Genomic DNA, 18,562 nt, shown 5'->3' on the forward strand with positions numbered 1-18,562 from the left:
TAGTTAGGATAATAATATTTCTGCTCCTGAATAGGTCGAAAAACTACGGGATTGTCTGATGGGCAATTGATAGATATAATGACCTTAGCACAGGAAAGGAAAAGGCTATATGAAAGAAACTCTTAGCATTGGCGAGATAAGTGCTTTATTTCATTTAAATGTCCAAACACTCATCTATTATGATTCAATTGGGCTGCTAGTCCCCATTGAACGGAACCCGACCAACGGCTATCGCAAATATCGATTCGATCAGATCTATAAGCTGGCCACCATACGTTATCTGCGTCGCCTAGGTTATTCCCTCAAGGAAATTCAGGCTTCTTATTTAGAATCCCGTGATATCGATTCTAACTTGGAGCAGCTAAAAAAGCAGTCAAGTATCATCAGAAAAAAAGCAGAAAACCTGCTTAATACTGACAGGGCAATTCAGCAGAAAATTCATTTCATCGAACAGGAATTGCCCAATGTAGACATTGAGTGCGTTTCAATTAAGGCATTCCCCGAGAGGTTCTATTTTCCTATAGGAGGAGAAGAGCTGCTCTATGGGGATGATTGGTTCTATCTCAATCCAACGGTGGTGTTTTACAAAAACGATTCCAAATATTTTGGTGCTTATCTCTTTGACGATGGAGAAAACACAATCCTGCAAAAAGAAACGTCTGATTCTCTGCGCTTTCCTGTTATACCCGCCGGGCGCTATCTCTGCGGGTATCATCAGGGTGCTTATGAACACATCTACGCAAGTGCCCAGCGGATTCGTGAGGCGGGTGGAGATTTAGATCTTGCTGATATAACCATAAACTTTAATATCATTGATCAATTTGTGGAACGAGACAACAGGAACTACATTACTGAAGTGCAAATCCCGATTATCGACAGCGAGGAACATCGGGAGCTTTTATTAGGGATTTGAAAATCAGGTCATAGTAGATTGTGTAGATCATTGAAGCCCTGTCTAGCAAAGACGGACTTCTACCGGAGTGCCTATGGTTATCCCGTCTTCAGAAACTATCGAATCATAAGCCAGGATAGTCACTCCTTTTTCACTGGCGAGCCTTAAGGCTTTTGTGAATTCCGGATCCCTTATCTCAAAGGGGGTAAAATAGTTTACGCCTTTCATTTGAATGAGAAAGAAGATGAACCCTGCATACCCTTCTTCAACAGCTTTGATCATTTCATAAATATGCTTGCAGCCTCTCTGAGTAGGAGCATCTGGGAACATGGCAATGCCTTCAGTTTCAAGGGTTACACCTTTTACTTCAATGAACCCTCTTTGATCGTTGCTTTCAAAGTATAGATCAAATCTAGAATTACCGTAAATAACCTCTTTGGAAAGTTGTGTAACTTCGCGAAATTCCTTAATTTTCCCCTCATTGATACCATCAAACACCACCAGATTGGGGACTTGTGAATCGATATTGATCAGAACATCTCCCTTATAGCTGGCTATAAGGGAGTACTTCGTCTTGCGCCCTGTATTTTTTGCTTCTTCCAGAATTACCATAGCTCCTTCTTGGAGTATCTCTCTGCATCGCCCGGTATTTTTAACATGGACAATTTCTTCATTATTGTCTACTATTACGTGAGCAATAAATCTATTAGGCCGTCTTATAAATCTTGCAATTTTAACAGATGAATACTTCAATGTTTGCACTCCTTTTATTCATAAGCCATAGCCTGTCTAAAACTTAATTTCATGACAAGATTGCCGCCCATTGTAAAGAATAATATAGAGGATGGGATAGTTAATCAATTGTCATACTTAGAAAGCCACTTGGAAAATTCAAGGGCATTTATTTTTTCAGCTGTTAGGCCATCGGACTTGCTGGAAGCCAAGAATACAATGGGTTCTACCATAACTCTTGGGCGTAGAAGAGGGGATTTGATTTGCCCCCTAAGATCTTCGGGAATCATCCCCGTATCAGTTGCTCCGCCAGGAAGCAGCATATTAACGGATATTCCATATGGGAGGAGATCCTCGGCCATAATGTAGGACAGTGACTCTGCACCGGAGCCGGCAGGGCCGTAGGGGATAAAGCCTGTACGCCTCATGGTTTCTTGATTCATCGTAATGTTGATAATTTTCCCATGTCCCTGGCGGATCATCAGGGGGGTAAACCCTCGGGCCACAAGAAAATAACCCGTAAGATTTGTGTCAATTAAATTTCGGAACCCCTCAGGGGTAACTTGAAAAAAGGGCAGGGGTTCAATCAAGAAGCGCTTATTTACTGTGCGCATCCCAATTCCGGCGTTATTGACTAAAACATCAAGCTTTCCCCAGGTTCTTTGTACCCATTCCACTGAATCCGCTATCGATGTTTCCGAGCGAACATCCATAGGTAATCCGTATACATCCAAACCGGATGATTTAAGTCGTTTGACTTGATTATCCAGTTTCACGCCCGGTCTGGAAGCTAAGGCAACCCTAGCCCCTGCACGAAGAAGCCCTTCTGCCATTGCAAGTCCAATACCACTTGAGGCACCGGTGACAACGATACTGATTCCCGCTAAGTCAGTATTGGAATTTGAAGTATTAGTGTTTGTCATCTTATTCCTCCTAAATGTGCTATGAGTATAATACCGAAATTTTAAAATAAATACTATCAAGAAAACGAGGCTGGTGCCTGGCCTGCAGGAGAAGGCTGCCGCTTTTGTTCATCAAAATTGGTCATGATAGCGTTAAGGAGGTATAGTCATTTTGAAGAAAATCCTATTTAGATTAGCAACAATCCTGCAAATTCTTTTCATTATAATAGCCTATCTAATTCAAACATACTCAGTGAAAAAGATGGGAGTGATGCGATTCGTTGTTTATCTAAACAACACCTGGGAGGATTTGTACCCCATTGATGAAATTCTACATATTGGGGTCAGCATCTTAGTGATATTTACGATTATTACCCTTATTGTGTTTATTAAAATGATAAAAAAGAGTTCTGGTTTAGGCAAAGAGGCTGTCTCCTTGGTCGTTTTCCTAATTATCATTACACTGGCAGCTACTATTTTCACTATCGGCTTCTCAACAGAAGACTATCGCTCCTATTACTTTATCAGCTTCATATTGGCAATCGTCAACTTGATTCAAAACATTAAGATTATAGGATATTTAAAAAAGTAGGAGCCTCGGAATTGATCAAGGCCCGGAGGATTAGAACTGAAAAGCAAAGAGAGTCGACAGCTTTTGCTATCAGACTCTCTTTAAGCTATTAATTATTTTTTATAGTTAGCTGACGCTTCTTCGGGAGTAATGGCCTGAACCGGATTCTTTTCATCCATCTGCCATACGAACCAGCCGTCGTCATACAATTTAATATTTTTCCAACCATTTTCATAGGCCATGAGCCAAGGGATAGTTGCTCTCCAACCGGTTCCACAGTAAAAGGCAATTTCATTATCTTTTGTTATACCTTGGTCAGCCCACATGGCTACCGCCTTGTCAAAGTTGATGAATGTTCCGTCTTCATTGAGGTAGTCAGTTTCATCATGTCCCCAAACTGCACCTTTAGGTTCGCCAGCTCTTTTAATGTAACTATAGCCGCTTTTCTTACCTGTAAATTCATCTAAACTCCGAATACTTACTAATCTAAAGTTCTTGTCTTTTGCCAGCTTATCTTTTACTTCGTCAGTCGCTAAAACATAGTCCGGATGGGCAGGTATAGTTACCCCAAAATCTTTCGCTGTTGCTTGAGCAGTTTCTATACCGTCCTTAGTTGGATACCCGGCTTTTTTCCAAGCGTTCAATCCACCATCGAGGACCTTGACATTTTCAACTCCAGCCCAGATACATACGAATGCGACTCTCGCTGCACCTGAGTCTGCACCATAAACGATTACATTAGTATCTTTCGTTATACCATAATTTTTCATTACCTGGGTAATTTCCGCGCCTGTTCTGATATCCCATTTCTTTTCTTCTTCGATTTCATCTGTATTTAGATGGATCGCTCCCGGAATATGTGCTTCTGTGTAGGCTTTATCTTCGCTAACCTGGCCCCAAGCGGCCTCAATAATTACATAATCTTTTGATTCCGGTTGTTTACCATCAATGACACCTTTTACCCAATCTGCGGACACAAATACCTTTGTCTTTTCGACTGCCTTAACCGTCGGAGTTTCTGCCGCAGGCTTTTCCGGTGTAGTGGTGGAACTACAGCCAGTTGCAAATGTTGCTACCATCGCAATACAAATAAGGACAGTAAGTAATTTCTTTTTCATTAATGTTTTCTCCTCACAAAATATTTAGTTTAAACCTTTATATTGTACAAAATAGCGGCTCTCTCGATAAAATAATAACTGCAGATTATCGGAGAGAATATCGATTTTCACCCCCATATTCTTAGAACTATAGATCTACAGTTCAAGAAATGAATATAACCAAGCTAAATGTTATCATCGATAGCTGGTTATGTAAATATACTATCACCATATATCTATGTAATAGATTTGCAAATGCTTATGAGTGCGACAATATGGCGTTAATCAATGGGATATGTTGGTAAATTTAACAAATAGGCCATTGCACTCAGGGGTGATTTTCGCTATAATCTAACTAGTTGAATACCTGAAGATAGAGGCGGGTCAAACAAAAGTAGCTAAGATGAGGTTGGAGAGATACCTATGATCCTCAGCGAAAGGGGATGGCTCCGAAGGGTGGAATTTCTCTTTAATTCCATGCCTGGTTCCCGGATTAAGAGTCCTTGAACTGTCACCGTATCGCGGTGAAGTGCTATCGTTTTGTGTGCATTATTTAATTTTTATTAATTTTGTTTAGAACAAGGCGTCAGCTTAATCTGCGCCTTGTTTTTATATTATGAACAAAAAATGCACCTGTATAATAAGGGGTAAGGAGTGGGAATATGTCATTTGGAAGAATTCTTACAGCAATGGTTACACCTATGAACGAGGCTTTAGAAATTGATTATAAAGAAGCGGGGCGTTTAGCTTTACATTTAGTTAAGCATGGTAATGATGGGATTGTCGTCGCGGGGACAACCGGGGAATCCCCGACAATTTCATCTGAAGAAAAGCTTGAATTATTTAAAGTCGTTAAAGAAGCCGTAGGCTCGCGGGCTGTCGTTATTGCCGGGATCGGCTCAAACACCACAGAAGGAAGTATAGCATTAGCCAAAGAGGCAGCCGCAATTGGAGTAGACGGGCTGATGGCAGTGGTACCCTATTACAACAAACCTTCTCAAGAGGGCTTATATCAGCATTTCCGAAACATAGCCGCAGCCACTCCGCTTCCCTTAATGCTTTATAATATCCCGGGCAGATGTTCGGTGAATATGCTCCCGGAAACCGTGCTCAGACTGAGCAAAATCCCCAATATAACAGCGCTTAAGGAATCCAGCGGAATGATGGATCAGCTCAGCGAACTAAAGCGCATTCTACCTGAAAATTTTGCTATCTATAGCGGGGATGACTCCCTAACTTTGCCTATGCTGGCTTTGGGCTCCACTGGTATCGTCAGTGTGGCCGGACACGTGGTTGGTGACGAAATGAGAAACATGATCGACTCCTGGTTTGCCGGGGATACTCAAACAGCTTTACAATGGCATTTGAAGCTAACTCCCTTGTTTAAAGGGATTTTCGTAACCGCCAGCCCTGTACCGATTAAATACCTGTTGAAGTATCAGGGGATTAATGCCGGGGGAGTAAGACTTCCTTTGGTCGACGCTGTAGAAACCGAAAAAGCATTTCTCGATGATTTATACCTCCGAATTAAAGGTTAAAATGACAAGTATTTCTTATCGTACAAAACTGTAATATTATACTTTAATATAATAAGATTTTATTATAAAATAGGATAGATCCCAAGGTTGCTACTAAAGCGGCATCATCGGAGGATGAAATAGATTTTGGGGCTTTTTCTGGGTTAAATTTTAATAAAAATATAAGGAGAATAAAATGGGGAAAACAATCGCTGAAAAAATATTTGATGCACACAGGGTGAACATGCCGTTTCCGGATACCCATGTCTTAAAACTGGATAGAGTTTTCTGTCATGAAATTACCACCCCCATTGCCATCACGGATCTTATGGCCAGGGGAATGGACAGAGTCTTTGATCCTACGAAAATTAAGGCAGTCATCGACCATGTCACACCTGCCAAAGATTCTAAAACTGCTGAGCAGGGAAAGATTCTTCGGGATTGGGCGAAAAGACATGGTATCAAAGACTTTTTTGACATCGGGAGAAATGGTGTTTGCCATGCAATATTCCCGGAAAAAGGATTCGTAAGACCCGGCTATACAATTATCATGGGAGATTCACACACCTGTACCCATGGAGCTTTTGGAGCTTTTGCTGCCGGTGTCGGGACTACTGACCTTGAAGTAGGGATACTTAAGGGTATCTGTGCCTTCCATTTCCCCAAAACCATTAAATTTGTGCTTAATGGCAGCTTAAAGCCGGGGGTTTATGCCAAAGACCTGATCCTTTTTATTATCAAAGAACTGACAGTAAACGGGGCAACAAACATGGTCATAGAATTTACCGGACCGGTGATCGAGGGAATGTCCATGGAATCACGGATGACATTATGCAACATGGCCATTGAAGCCGGAGGCACTTGTGGCATATGCTACCCAGATATGACAACCGTTGAATACCTCTGGGAATTCATTCAAGACGAATTTGAAACTAAAGAAGACGCTTTGCTGGAATACTCAAAATGGACTTCAGATGCTGATGCTGCATATGAAAAAGTCTATGAATATGATGTCTCAACCTTAGAACCAATGGTTACTTTCGGATACAAACCAGACCAAGTAAAACCAGTCAAGGAAATGTCTCATACAAAAATTGATCAGGTGTATATAGGAAGTTGTACCAATGGTCGTATAGAAGATCTTAGAATTGCTGCTAGTATCATTAAGGATAAGAAGATAAGCGATGACGTAAGGGCCATTGTAAGCCCTGCAACCCCGGCTATTTATTCCTTGGCTTTAAAAGAAGGTCTAATTGAGATTTTCCAAGACGCAGGTTTTTGCGTTACAAACCCAACCTGCGGAGCTTGTCTTGGCATGAGTAATGGGGTTCTAGCTAATGGTGAAGCCTGTGCTTCTACCACAAACCGAAATTTTAATGGCAGAATGGGGAAGGGCGGTACTGTTCATTTGATGAGTCCTGCTACTGCTGCAGCTTCAGCGATTGAAGGAAAAATAACCAACTCACAATTGTATAAAGCTTGAAATATCGGAGGGAAAGATGAAAGAATTTAGCGGAAAAGTCTTATTCTTGGATAGAAGTGATATCAATACCGATGAAATCATTCCGGCCAAATATCTTACTGAAATTACCAAGGAGGCCTTGCAACCTTATTTATTAGAGGATTTGACACTTCCTGGATTTAACAATAAAGAAGATATTCAGAACAAAACTGTGCTTGTAACAAGAGCCAATTTTGGTTGCGGGTCTTCCAGAGAGCATGCTCCCTGGGCCTTAGAAGTAAACGGAATCAATGTGGTGATAGCTGAGAGCTTTGCCCGGATCTTCAGACAGAATATGTATAACTGCGGTATGTTAGCAATTGAATTGCCGGCTGATAAACTAAACTATCTTTTTGAGAACTACGCGGGGAAAGACACTTTAATAACAATTGACATTGATCGTAATAAGATTGTTGTAACTTCATCAGACCAATCAGAGGAAATTGATTTCCAAGTCGGCGAGTTTGACAAAACACTTGTCAAAGAAGGCGGCTGGGTTGGTTACGCTGATTCAAACTATTGATTTCTTAGGTCTATTATTTGTTTTTTAAGTTGAGCCTTTAACCCTGTACAACCCTTTGGTTTTGCAGGGTTTTTTATTTTACCCGTGAGTGCAGAATACGGAAAAAGTAAGAATAACCTTTTGCCAGTCTATTAACTATCAAACCATCCTTTGCGCTTAAACCACAAGAACATTAAAACACCGATACAAGACATTATTCCTAAAACTAGGAAGTAACCATATTTCCAGGATAACTCCGGCATATAATCAAAGTTCATTCCATAAATTCCGGCTATAAAGGTTAAAGGTATAAAAATTGTAGTGATCACCGTCAGTACCATCATATTTGTATTCATACGATTTGAATTGATGGATAAATAACTATCACGGAGGTCAGACGTTATTTCCCGGCTGGACTCAATCATATCTGAGAGCTTTAATAGATGGTCATGTATGTCAGAAAAATATATTTTATGCTCTTTGAAGCCTGGTAGTCGTTCAGAATTCAAGATTCTATACAACAAATCTCTCATTGATGATACGGTTCTTCTAAGTTTCAATAAATCCCCTCTTATTTGAAATACCTCATCTAACAATTTATGGATAAACTTACGATCTAGATTTGCATCTAATCCATCTAATTTATCTTCAATCATATAAACAGCCGGGAAAAAACGGTCAACTATTTTATCGAAAATTTGGTGTGCTACAAATATAGACCCTTTGTCCCAATGGGATGGATCTCCGGTAACTCGTTCCCAAGCCGCATCAATCTCAGGCAAGCTATCAGTATGGAAGGATATAATAGAATTTTGTTCGACAAATAAGGATACCTCCGAGGGGTCGAGAGTATCGTCTTTCAAAGCATTAAGAATGAAAAAGGTGTACCCTTCATAATAGTCTAGTTTGGGTTTGTTCAAAGAAAAAAGGGTATCCTCGATAGCCAAGGGATGGAACTTAAAGTGCTTTTGTAACAATTCTATTTCAGACTCGCTAGGGTTATCAAAATCAACCCAATACCATTGCAGATCATGATCACTTAAACTAGCTAGACTGAAGTTAAGATAAGGCTCCGAGTCCTTCTTAAATCCAAAGGTTCGAATCAAATTAACTCATTCTCCTGTCTTGGTTATAATATCTATTAACATGATAATTTTAACAGATAACTCATTAATTCGCATTAATTGCCTTAATACCCTCCAAGGGTTTTTGGGGTTGACCTGTAGCTTGAAATTGAATTTTGATATAAAATGTACGAGACAGTTTGGGGCACCACTTTTTGTGTAAAATTTTCGACTTAAGAATTAACTGGGGGAATTTTCATGAGTGCATGTTTATGGCCGGGAAATAATCCAATGATGCAGCTGTATCACGACCAAGAGTGGTGTAGACCAAGTCATGATGATTCATATTTATTTGAAATGCTTACCTTAGAAGGTGCTCAATCAGGATTATCCTGGAATATTGTTCTTTCTAAAAGAGAGGAATATAAAAGAGCTTTCCGCAATTTTGATATTGTCTATTGCTCAAAGCTAAGCGACGAAGAACTAGAGGGCATCAGAACTCAATATAATGTTATTAAACATCAATTAAAGCTAAAATCTGTTAGAAGCAATGCCTTAGCTGTTCTTAAAATTCAATTAGAGTTTGGAAGTTTCTCGAATTTCTTATGGCGCTATACTGATTTTAAACCGATCATCAATCATTGGGAGTTGGATGGACAGATTCCAGCGCAAACTTCACTTTCAGAACAAATCAGTAAAGATTTGAAACGAAGAAGTTTTAAATTCGTGGGTTCAGTAACTGTCTACTCATTTATGCAAGCAATCGGCATGGTCGATGATCATGTAAGATCATGCCTACACCATACAAATAATAGATGAGGCTTAAATTTGATAGAAAGAAGAGTAATAACAGGAAAGGATATATACTTAGCGTAATGGTTGAATCTTCTGTTGAAGTGATAATAAAATAAAAGGGAGCTTTAATGTTTATGATCCGAGTTTGGTTGTTATTAGCTATGGTAATTCTTGCAATTATGCATACAGCACTTACGCACTTCATGGTTATCCCTTTCTTTAACAGTATTATTGTTAAATGCTTGATACTGGGTATTGTTTTTGGGCTAATGAATTACCTTGTAGCAGAAGTGTTTGCCCGGAAATTTGATAAACTTAAAAAAATCAATAAGCAATTAAGAGTAAATCTTAATACTGATAATTTAACAGGAATACTCAATCGGAGAGCTTTTGACAATGATATAAAGAGTTTAGAAGAATATAAGGGTTCATATTCATTAATTTTTATTGACATAGATAATTTCCGGGATTTTAATAATCGTTTTGGTCACGATGTTGGTGATAGGGTACTGACTAAAGTTGGACAAACGATTCAAGCATCCACTCGCGCTTCAGATAGAGTGTACAGGTATGGTGGAGAAGAGATAGTTTTACTTTTGATGGACTGCAAAAAAGCTAATGCTTGGAAGATGGCCGAAACGATCCGCACAGAAATTAGTGCCCTAGATAATGAATCCTATCCTCAAATCACGATTTCCTTGGGCGTTTCAAGTTATCCTGACGATGGGGATACTATTCAGGAACTTATTGTGGCTTCTGATCAAGCTCTTTTATTAGCTAAACGAAATGGTAAAAATCGTACTATTTTATGTGGTCAGTACGCTAAATAAAGTAATCTATAAATAATCTCCTATAGGAACGCCTGCTATGAAAAAATGAGGTGGTTTGCAATGAGTACTTGTATAAACTGTGTTTGGGAGGAATTCAGTCTACCACTCAAAAGGTTTATTAAGAAACGGGTTGCCAATGAACAGGATGCCGAGGACATATTTCAGGAGATTTTTTTAAAAATCCATAAAAATATCGGCGGGTTGATGAAGGAGAATAGACTTCATGCTTGGATATTCAGAATAGCCCATAACACTATTAAGGACTACTATAGGAGGAATAACCTTAAGTTGGAAAGCACAGATCTTGGCGAAGATCTGGAAAGCAATACCGCAGAAGAAACTTCTGCGAATACTGAAATAGCATCCTGCTTAAAGATTATGGTGGAAAGTTTACCTGAGACCTATAAGCAGGCTATTCTGCTGACAGAATTTCAAAGCATGACTCAGAAAGAGTTGAGTGAGAAGCTAGGTATTTCTCTATCAGGCGCAAAATCCAGAGTCCAGCGGGGAAGAAAAATGCTTAAAGAAATGCTCTTAGGCTGCTGTCAGTTGGAAATTGACAGCAGAGGGAATATCATCGACTATAAGCATAAAAGTAGTGAATGCAAATATTGTTAAGGAAATGGACGTAAAGCTGCGTCCTTTTTTCTTTACCTGCGTCTTTACTTAGTAAAGACTATTTAATGAAAACTGATGGAGGGTATTTATGATAGACACTAAAGAAGAGATTAGAGACTTTATTAGAAACAACTATGCAGAGGTTGCCCGAAAAGGAGCTGAAGGAGGCTGTTGCGGCGGCGGATGCAGCTGTAGTGGTTCTCCGGTAGATATCAGTGAAATATCCGCTAGAATTGGGTATAGCGCGGGGGATATTTCAAGTGTGCCGCCTGAAGCTAATATGGGACTGGGATGTGGGAATCCAATTGCTATCGCAGCTTTAAAAGAGGGGGAAGTAGTTCTTGATCTGGGAAGTGGAGGCGGTTTTGATTGCTTCCTTGCTAGAAGGCAGGTCGGGGAAACCGGATATGTGATAGGGGTTGATATGACCCCGGATATGATTATGCTGGCGAGAAAAAATGCTGAGAAGAGTGGGTATACCAATATTGAGTTTAGATTGGGGGAAATTGAACATTTGCCTGTAGCCGATAGTTCAGTGGATGTCATCCTCTCGAATTGTGTTATCAACCTTGCTTTGGATAAGGAACAGGTGTTTAAGGAGGCTTTAAGAGTTCTTAAGCCCGGTGGAAGATTATCAACGTCCGATGTTGTTGCTACAGCTCAATTACCACAGACTATTAAACAAGACTTAGGAATGATTGCCAGTTGTATTGGCGGTGCCGAATATGTGGAAGACATCAAAGCAATGTTGCAGAATGTGGGATTCAAGGATATCTGCTTGACTCCCAAGGATAACAGCAGAGAGATTGTAAAGGCCTGGGCTCCCGATAAGAATATTGAAGATTTGGTTGCTTCTTATATTATCGAGGCAAGAAAATAAGCCAGTGAGATTATTAAACCCTGCTGTGTTCCTTCTTCAACGGGTAAATGCTGTTAAAGGTAAGGATTAATATGGGGCTGTGTGAAAACTTAATTCTCAAAATTCAAAGTGGGTACTGGTAGCAGGAAGTGTTTTTCTCCCACTATAAAAGTGGGATAAGAACGCCTTTTGATAATGATATTTAGACGAAAGTGGGGCTGTGATAAAACTTATTAACAAGTTTTCGCACAGCCCCATTAGTCCAGTGTCTTCGTGCGCCAGCAAACTTTTCTAGTAAGCTAAGCTTGTTCTTTATGCTTTGTTGTCTCCGATGAAACGACCTGCGCCATTATTAAGCAAATTTCCGAATGCCAGTTTTCTTTTTAGAGATAATAATGTATAATACTCATATAATCGCATAAACGAATGTAAGAGTATATGAGTATTATATAAAAGTTTAGTAAGAGGTGATTTCAATGGAAAAACTGTTAGATGCCTTAAAGGCCCTATCTGACGAAACCCGGTTAAGGATTTTAAACCTGTTATTTGAAAAGGAACTCTGTGTTTGCGATATCATGGAAACCCTACAGATTACGCAAGCTAAAGCATCGAGGCATTTGATCTATCTAAAGAACGCCGATTTGGTGAAAGACCGCAAGCATGCCCAGTGGGTTTACTATTCCTTGGCTATCGATGAACGGATCAAGTTTATAGACAGCTTGGTCTATGACAACTTGAGGAATCTGGAACTATATCAAAATGACCTGCAAAATTTAAAGGATTGGTTAAAGCGTAAGACTGTGAACTGTGATTAGATTTGGGAGGATGTTAGAAGTGGAAATCGTTAAACAAGCCAGGTTATCGTTTTTAGACAGATTTTTGACCCTTTGGATATTTATCGCCATGGCAGTAGGGGTTTTGGGGGGGTATTTCTTTCCTGACTTAGCAACGTCACTGAGTGAATTCAGCACAGGAACAATATCCTGGCCGATAGCCATCGGTCTGATCATCATGATGTATCCGCCTCTGGCCAAGGTGAAGTATGAAGAGATCGGAAAAGTGACAGAAAATAAAAAGATCTTTTCCTTTTCACTGATCCAAAACTGGATTATCGGACCTATTTTGATGTTTGTCCTGGCTGTATTGCTCCTGGGAGATAAACCCGGCTTTGCCATTGGTCTTATTATTATAGGCCTTGCCCGGTGTATTGCCATGGTTATCGTTTGGAATTCCCTGGCCAAAGGGGATAATGAATATTGTGCTGCTTTGGTAGCGCTGAATTCAATCTTCCAAATTCTTTTATACACTGTCTATATTTATATCTTTGTCACTCTGATACCTAAGTGGCTGGGACTTTCCTGGGGAGGCCAGGTCGTGGATGTTTCAATGTGGGAAGTAGCCAAGAGCGTTCTGATTTATTTGGGGATTCCTTTTACAGCAGGCTTTTTGACACGCTTTAGCTTAATAAGGATTAAAACAAAAGAGTGGTACGAGAAGGTATTCATTCCCAAGATTTCTCCCTTAGCTTTGATAGCACTCCTTTATACCATCGTCATTATGTTTATATCCAAAGGAGAGCAGATTATTAATAATCCCGGAGATGTGGTTAGAATTGCCATACCCATGTTAATCTACTTCGCCATTATGTTCTTTGTCAGTTTTTATATGTCTTTCAAAGGCGGTTTCAGATATGACCAAACAGTAACCCTTGCTTTTACAGCCGCAAGCAATAATTTTGAACTTGCCATAGCTGTTGCCGTAGCTGTCTTCGGGATCGCTTCAGATGTAGCCTTCACGGCAGTCATCGGTCCTTTGGTAGAAGTGCCGGTCATGATTGCTTTGGTGAATTCAGCTCTCTTCTTCAAACGCAAGTATTTTGCTGAAACTGGCCTGCCAAAGTACAGCCAATAGAAAGGAGTAACTATGACTCCGAAAATAAAGGTTGCCTATATTTGCGTTCATAATTCCTGTCGGTCACAAATGAATGTTGGAAATTTCCCTTGTCAAGGCCGTTGTATCGTAAGCTGAGATTATGTATCTAGGGAGATGATCGTTTGTTTATTTTTGAATGGTTAAATAACCAATTGCTTAGAATGGAGTGGCTTAGTAACTTAGTAAAGCTCCTGGTAGAAAACGTCTTTGGGTTAAGCATCCAGGAACGCTTAGGCGGAAGCATCCATTTCTATATTTATGATGTCATAAAAATTTTTATCTTGCTTTCAGTCTTAATCTTTACAATTTCCTACATCCAAAGCTTTTTTCCGCCTGAGAGAACTAGAAAAATATTAGGTAGATACAAAGGAGTTTCAGCCAACATTTTAGGTGCTTTACTTGGAACGGTTACTCCCTTTTGTTCCTGCTCATCCATTCCCTTATTCATAGGCTTTACCAGTGCAGGTCTGCCGATCGGGGTGACGTTTTCATTTTTAATATCCTCTCCGCTTGTCGATTTAGCCTCGGTTATTTTACTTGCCAGCATTTTTAACTGGAAAATTGCCATAGCTTATGTGGTTGTTGGGATTGTCCTGGCAGTGATTGGAGGTACCATCATTAGTAAGGCCAAGCTTGAGGAGTATGTGGAATCCTTTGTCTTTGGCAATAAGATACTTGAGGTGGATCAAGAAGAGCTGACGACTCGTGAAAGAATGGAATATGCCAGAGATCAGGTCTTCGAGATCATTAAAAAAGTATGGCTCTACATTCTTATCGGGGTGGGAATAGGGGCAGCCATCCACAATTGGATTCCTGAAAACATAATTTCAGCAGTCCTGGGCCAGGATAAATGGTATTCGGTCTTGTTAGCCACCCTTGTGGGTGTACCAATGTATGCGGATATCTTCGGAACCTTACCCATCGCTGAAGCCTTAGTTTTAAAAGGGGTAGGGATTGGAACTGCCTTATCCTTTATGATGGCTGTAACAGCACTTTCACTGCCCTCTATGATCTTGTTAAAGAAAGTTGTGAAGATGAAACTTTTAGCAATTTTTGCGGGGATTGTTACTCTGGGAATTCTTATTATTGGATACTCTTTCAATGCCTTTGGTTATTTGTTGATGTAGTCTAAGTAATTCTTTTATTTGATATTCTAATAAGAAAGTTAGGGAGTGGGTAGCATGATTATTAAAATTTTGGGTTCTGGATGTAAAAACTGTGAGACTCTAAAAGAAAATACCGAGAAAACGCTAAAAGAGACCGGCATAGTAGCAGAAATAATTAAAGTCAACGACCTTAAGGAGGTTATGGCCTATGGGGTAATGTCGACCCCGGCCTTAGTGATTGATGAGAAGGTTGTTTCCGTTGGTAAGGTTTTGAAGCCGAAGGAAATAGCTAAAATTCTCGCCCAACAATTTCAAGAAGGGGAAGCTTTGTGAGGCACCTAACCGACCGCTAGAAGACATGCCAATGGAAAAATAAGTAGGAATGGTCAGCGATATGGCAAGTAAGCCCGAGGAACTGTTTAACCAGTTTCTCGGGCTTATCGTGATTTTTCGTCTTAAGGCTACAGAGTAAACCAAAAGTAAGGACTTGTTAAACTTTTGAGGACTGTCACTGCATTTTCCTAACCTAAAGTGAGTAATTGAACAAGAGCGCGGTTGTTCAATTCAAAGATTTAGTAAGGGATCAGTCCACACTCCTCTAAAATTTGCTGACCTTGTTTGCTTAGAATTAAGTCCAGGAAATCCTTTGCGGGTTCCGGATTTTCCGCATTTTTCGGGATAGCAATGGCAAATTCAATAGGTGCACCGGGAATAGTGATCATCTCGCCAGAATTCTTTCCTTGCAAACTCACGGTAGACTGGCTGTAATAGTCCACATAGGCTGGGTTCGAGAGGTTTATCTTTTCCGGAAGAGTCAGATATCTCAGGCCAAACTGATTGACCACACAGAGGTATTCAAAGCCATAGTCTAGTTTACCTACCAACACATCAGAGGCCAAATCATAGGATTTGGGATAAATCAAGTTCCCCCTGCACATCTGGTCCAGCTGATTAAAGAGACCCGGCCGGCCGTAATATTGCTCCGACAGCTGCCAGACCATCAGTGTTCGATAACCGCAGGGGTCTAAATGTTGGTTAGACCGTCCAAAGGTTACCTCTTCCCTAAGCAGGATATCAAACCAGTTCAGGGCATTGATTTCCCCGCTGCCCCTGGAAAACTCGTTATAAGCCAGGACAATTTGGTCGTTAGCAAAAATATAGTATTTGTCTATATACTCAGGCCCAAGCAGCTCAGCAAAGAGCATGGGGTCTGCCAAAGCCAGGATATCCACCACCTTGCCCTCACGTACTTGTCTGGCACAGGCACGTGAGCCATAGGACTCCAGCTCAACATTTAGCTCCGGGCGAGCTTCTTGCAGCAACTTAGCACATTCCACCACCGGTTTGCGCAATGCCCCGGCATGTAATATTTTTAAGATTTGCTGATGGCTCATCTCTCCTTCACCTCCCGCTGGTACTGATCTAAAAAGGATTGCATTTTGATTACTTTTTCAGTAATTAACTGTACACAATACTCTAATGCCTGTTGACCTTCGGGGCTTAACTGGTAAGATCGTCGGGCGGGGCCGGTGTGGGCAGTTTCCCACTGAGAAAGGACTAGCCCATCATCTTCCATGCGGCGAAGGTTGCGGTAAATGGTGGCTGGATCTGCCTCGATTTCGGAGAAGCCTGATTCGTTAATCTTTTGAATTAACTCGTAACCATGGGCCGGCTTATGGGCCAGAAAATTAAGCAGAGCCGGTACCAGCATCTTATCTATGCGCCCGGCAATATAAGCAAAGGCCGGGTTTTGCGTTTCTTCTTTCACAGACTCACCTCGAAATTCCTTCTGCATCTAACATTCTTCTTCTGTTACATAAAACCTGCTAATGTGGTAATTAGCCTGCAGGGCAGTTTCCAAAATCTGATCATAGGATATCCTTTGGGAGTCATAGAAAACAATAACATCCCGGTGCTTTAACTGATACTGCAGAATTCCTTCTAACTGTCCCAGAATTTGCTGCAGACTTATTTTGTTCTCTTCATCAATATCCAGAGTTATTTCCCCGATGACCATACTCTACCACACCCTGTTAATTATTTATACCCCAATAAGAGAATACTCTCTTTAGATTACCTAGCGGTTGGGATGGAGTATAAATAAAGTAAATTTAGAAGAAATATTGTCCAATGTAGTTGAAAGCCAGGAACAGAATTAAACCGGTTAAGATAATCTTAATAATTCTATCAGGCAGAAACTTCTGAATGCGGGCACCCACATAAGTCCCCAGCAGACCACCGATACCAAAGAGTATGCCCAGCATCCAGTCCGGAGTCACTGCCGCACCGGCCGCAACATTGCTCGCAGCCAGAATGTGATAGTAGGTAACCCCGGCAATAGAGGTGATGAAGGTACCTGCCAAAGCTGCACCAGCAACGGTATAAACCGGCAGACCCAGCACAGCCACGCAGAAGGGAGAAATAATGGCTCCGCCGCCAATGCCATAAATGCCGCCGATTAAACCCACTACCAAAGAGAGGCTCAAAATGGATATTCCACTAAAGGAATAGGTTTCTCCCCAGAATTCATACTCAATCTTCTTCCAGGAAATAGTCTTTGTCTTAACCACTGCCTCTGCAGGCAGACCGGAAGCCATTCGGCCGGAATTTTCTTCCTTCAGTTTAGCCACTTGTTCGGCAAACTTGTTCTGCATAATTTTATTTTGTTCTTTCACCTTCTTATTCCAGCCCATCACTTCCGACAAAAGCCGATAGCCCAGGTACAATAACACTAAGCCTACAAAGAGTTTAAAGACTTTGGGGTCGGGTAAGTAGAGGATACGCACCCAGGCTCCAACGAAAACGCCCGGCAGAGTGCCAATGACCACAGCCCAAGTTAGGGGCCAGGCCATGCGCCCCTCTTTGATGTAGCGATAGAGACCGCCGGGGATAGCTACAATATTGTAAATCAGGTTAGTAGGACTTACTGCCGGAGTGGTAAAATTTAGAACACTTACCTGGAAGGGGAGCAACAGAAAAGCACCCGACACCCCAGCAGAAGCTGTTAATGACGATACTAGAAAGGCTACCAAAGGTGGAATAAAGGGTAATACATCGACTCCGGATACTGCAAAATGCATAGTAGTTCCTCCTTTCAATTTACCGTGGAAAACCAATTCATTAGAGGATATTAAGAAAGTAGATTCACTTATTTCTTCCAGATCTATATATGCACCACGACTATTGTCACCATGCACATATAGTCAATGAATATCTATTCTACAGCACATAATAATATCCTTCTTTTTAGAATTAATTTTTTCTGACTAGCGCCACAAACGTCTATTAAATGTGACACTATGACTTTAGGCTTGTATATTAAACCTCAGCTATTAACAGCTTAGTAATTAGAAAATATACGTTGGTTCATCCACTCTTAGAGAGAATGTCAACTAAGGTTTAAACAATTACAAGAAAAAAGTCTCTAAATAAATTACGCTAAAGTAAAGTAAAACATAAAATAATCCTCGCCGAAATAAGGCGAGGATTATTTTATGTCGCTTTATTATGGACATGCAGTAGCGGGATTTTGAGAGCGGACGAAGCTAGCTTCTTCGATGGTCTTTTAAAATCGGCAGGTTTGAGCTGAACAGAAAGAATTACGCAAAAATAAGCAATTTATTGTTATTAAATGCTGGATTACA

21 protein-coding genes and 1 riboswitch are annotated in these 18,562 nt (G+C 40.6%); of the genes, 13 read left to right on the forward strand and 8 right to left on the reverse strand.

What is annotated here, in order from left to right; genetic code table 11:
* Positions 1-109: 109 nt before the first annotated feature.
* Entirely contained in the window at positions 110-913 is an 804-nt protein-coding gene (locus tag DESMER_RS10965) for a MerR family transcriptional regulator (protein WP_014903118.1), read from the forward strand.
* 42 nt (positions 914-955) lie between these two features.
* Here DESMER_RS10965 and sfsA read toward each other — a convergent pair whose 3' ends face one another.
* Both sfsA and DESMER_RS10975 read right to left on the reverse strand, forming a co-directional pair.
* The gene (gene sfsA, locus DESMER_RS10970) at positions 956-1,645 is read right to left on the reverse strand and encodes a DNA/RNA nuclease SfsA (RefSeq protein ID WP_014903119.1); all 690 of its coding nucleotides are present in this window, start codon (positions 1,643-1,645) and stop codon (positions 956-958) included.
* Positions 1,646-1,749: 104 nt separating this feature from the next.
* Complete coding sequence (locus tag DESMER_RS10975) at positions 1,750-2,547, reverse strand: SDR family NAD(P)-dependent oxidoreductase (protein ID WP_014903120.1); 798 nt, start codon at positions 2,545-2,547, stop codon at positions 1,750-1,752.
* Positions 2,548-2,698: 151 nt separating this feature from the next.
* Here DESMER_RS10975 and DESMER_RS10980 point away from each other — a divergent pair, with 151 nt between their 5' ends.
* Positions 2,699-3,118: a hypothetical protein gene (locus DESMER_RS10980; RefSeq protein WP_014903121.1), complete on the forward strand. Its 420-nt coding sequence runs from the start codon at positions 2,699-2,701 to the stop codon at positions 3,116-3,118.
* 92 nt (positions 3,119-3,210) lie between these two features.
* Here DESMER_RS10980 and DESMER_RS10985 read toward each other — a convergent pair whose 3' ends face one another.
* Complete coding sequence (locus DESMER_RS10985; RefSeq protein ID WP_014903122.1) at positions 3,211-4,215, reverse strand: sulfurtransferase; 1,005 nt, start codon at positions 4,213-4,215, stop codon at positions 3,211-3,213.
* 345 nt (positions 4,216-4,560) lie between these two features.
* Positions 4,561-4,737: riboswitch (Lysine riboswitch) on the forward strand.
* A gap of 119 nt (positions 4,738-4,856) precedes the next feature.
* On the opposite strand from DESMER_RS10985, the gene dapA reads away from it, so the two are divergent.
* The 3 genes from dapA to leuD all read left to right on the forward strand — a co-directional run bounded on the left by dapA (position 4,857) and on the right by leuD (position 7,735).
* A complete protein-coding gene (dapA, locus tag DESMER_RS10990; RefSeq protein ID WP_014903123.1) occupies positions 4,857-5,732 on the forward strand; it encodes a 4-hydroxy-tetrahydrodipicolinate synthase in 876 nt (291 codons plus the stop codon).
* A gap of 175 nt (positions 5,733-5,907) precedes the next feature.
* Entirely contained in the window at positions 5,908-7,194 is a 1,287-nt protein-coding gene (locus DESMER_RS10995; RefSeq protein ID WP_014903124.1) for a 3-isopropylmalate dehydratase large subunit, read from the forward strand.
* Between the two features lie 16 nt (positions 7,195-7,210).
* On the forward strand, positions 7,211-7,735 hold the full coding sequence (gene leuD, locus DESMER_RS11000) for a 3-isopropylmalate dehydratase small subunit (RefSeq protein ID WP_014903125.1): 525 nt from the start codon (positions 7,211-7,213) through the stop codon (positions 7,733-7,735).
* 131 nt (positions 7,736-7,866) lie between these two features.
* Here the strand turns inward: leuD and corA are convergent, their stop codons facing one another.
* Positions 7,867-8,820 carry a magnesium/cobalt transporter CorA gene (gene corA, locus DESMER_RS11005; RefSeq protein WP_014903126.1) on the reverse strand — a complete coding sequence of 318 codons (954 nt, stop codon included), beginning with the start codon at positions 8,818-8,820 and terminating at the stop codon, positions 7,867-7,869.
* Positions 8,821-9,036: 216 nt separating this feature from the next.
* On the opposite strand from corA, the gene DESMER_RS11010 reads away from it, so the two are divergent.
* From DESMER_RS11010 to DESMER_RS11045, 8 genes are all read left to right on the forward strand, one after another.
* On the forward strand, positions 9,037-9,597 hold the full coding sequence (locus tag DESMER_RS11010) for a DNA-3-methyladenine glycosylase I (RefSeq protein WP_014903127.1): 561 nt from the start codon (positions 9,037-9,039) through the stop codon (positions 9,595-9,597).
* Positions 9,598-9,707: 110 nt separating this feature from the next.
* Entirely contained in the window at positions 9,708-10,403 is a 696-nt protein-coding gene (locus DESMER_RS11015; protein WP_042334452.1) for a GGDEF domain-containing protein, read from the forward strand.
* A gap of 60 nt (positions 10,404-10,463) precedes the next feature.
* Positions 10,464-11,021 carry an RNA polymerase sigma factor SigZ gene (sigZ, locus tag DESMER_RS11020; RefSeq protein ID WP_014903129.1) on the forward strand — a complete coding sequence of 186 codons (558 nt, stop codon included), beginning with the start codon at positions 10,464-10,466 and terminating at the stop codon, positions 11,019-11,021.
* 88 nt (positions 11,022-11,109) lie between these two features.
* On the forward strand, positions 11,110-11,901 hold the full coding sequence (locus DESMER_RS11025) for an arsenite methyltransferase (RefSeq protein WP_014903130.1): 792 nt from the start codon (positions 11,110-11,112) through the stop codon (positions 11,899-11,901).
* Positions 11,902-12,356: 455 nt separating this feature from the next.
* Positions 12,357-12,695, forward strand: coding sequence for an ArsR/SmtB family transcription factor (locus DESMER_RS11030; protein WP_014903131.1), 339 nt, complete (start codon positions 12,357-12,359; stop codon positions 12,693-12,695).
* A 10-nt stretch (positions 12,696-12,705) separates the two neighbouring features.
* The gene (gene arsB, locus DESMER_RS11035) at positions 12,706-13,791 is read left to right on the forward strand and encodes an ACR3 family arsenite efflux transporter (RefSeq protein ID WP_042333684.1); all 1,086 of its coding nucleotides are present in this window, start codon (positions 12,706-12,708) and stop codon (positions 13,789-13,791) included.
* 143 nt (positions 13,792-13,934) lie between these two features.
* Complete coding sequence (locus tag DESMER_RS11040) at positions 13,935-14,939, forward strand: permease (protein ID WP_014903133.1); 1,005 nt, start codon at positions 13,935-13,937, stop codon at positions 14,937-14,939.
* A 54-nt stretch (positions 14,940-14,993) separates the two neighbouring features.
* A complete protein-coding gene (locus tag DESMER_RS11045; protein WP_014903134.1) occupies positions 14,994-15,251 on the forward strand; it encodes a thioredoxin family protein in 258 nt (85 codons plus the stop codon).
* Positions 15,252-15,490: 239 nt separating this feature from the next.
* On the opposite strand, the gene DESMER_RS11050 is transcribed toward DESMER_RS11045, so the two are convergent.
* The 4 genes from DESMER_RS11050 to DESMER_RS11065 all read right to left on the reverse strand — a co-directional run bounded on the left by DESMER_RS11050 (position 15,491) and on the right by DESMER_RS11065 (position 17,998).
* On the reverse strand, positions 15,491-16,312 hold the full coding sequence (locus tag DESMER_RS11050) for an extracellular solute-binding protein (protein WP_014903135.1): 822 nt from the start codon (positions 16,310-16,312) through the stop codon (positions 15,491-15,493).
* On the reverse strand, positions 16,309-16,713 hold the full coding sequence (locus tag DESMER_RS11055; RefSeq protein ID WP_242831082.1) for a PadR family transcriptional regulator: 405 nt from the start codon (positions 16,711-16,713) through the stop codon (positions 16,309-16,311). The genes DESMER_RS11050 and DESMER_RS11055 overlap by 4 nt, the downstream gene beginning before the upstream one ends.
* Positions 16,714-16,935 carry a hypothetical protein gene (locus DESMER_RS11060; protein ID WP_014903137.1) on the reverse strand — a complete coding sequence of 74 codons (222 nt, stop codon included), beginning with the start codon at positions 16,933-16,935 and terminating at the stop codon, positions 16,714-16,716.
* 94 nt (positions 16,936-17,029) lie between these two features.
* Entirely contained in the window at positions 17,030-17,998 is a 969-nt protein-coding gene (locus DESMER_RS11065; protein WP_014903138.1) for a sulfite exporter TauE/SafE family protein, read from the reverse strand.
* Positions 17,999-18,562: the final 564 nt, after the last annotated feature.

This window comes from Desulfosporosinus meridiei DSM 13257 (genome assembly GCF_000231385.2).
Lineage (GTDB): Bacteria > Bacillota > Desulfitobacteriia > Desulfitobacteriales > Desulfitobacteriaceae > Desulfosporosinus > Desulfosporosinus meridiei.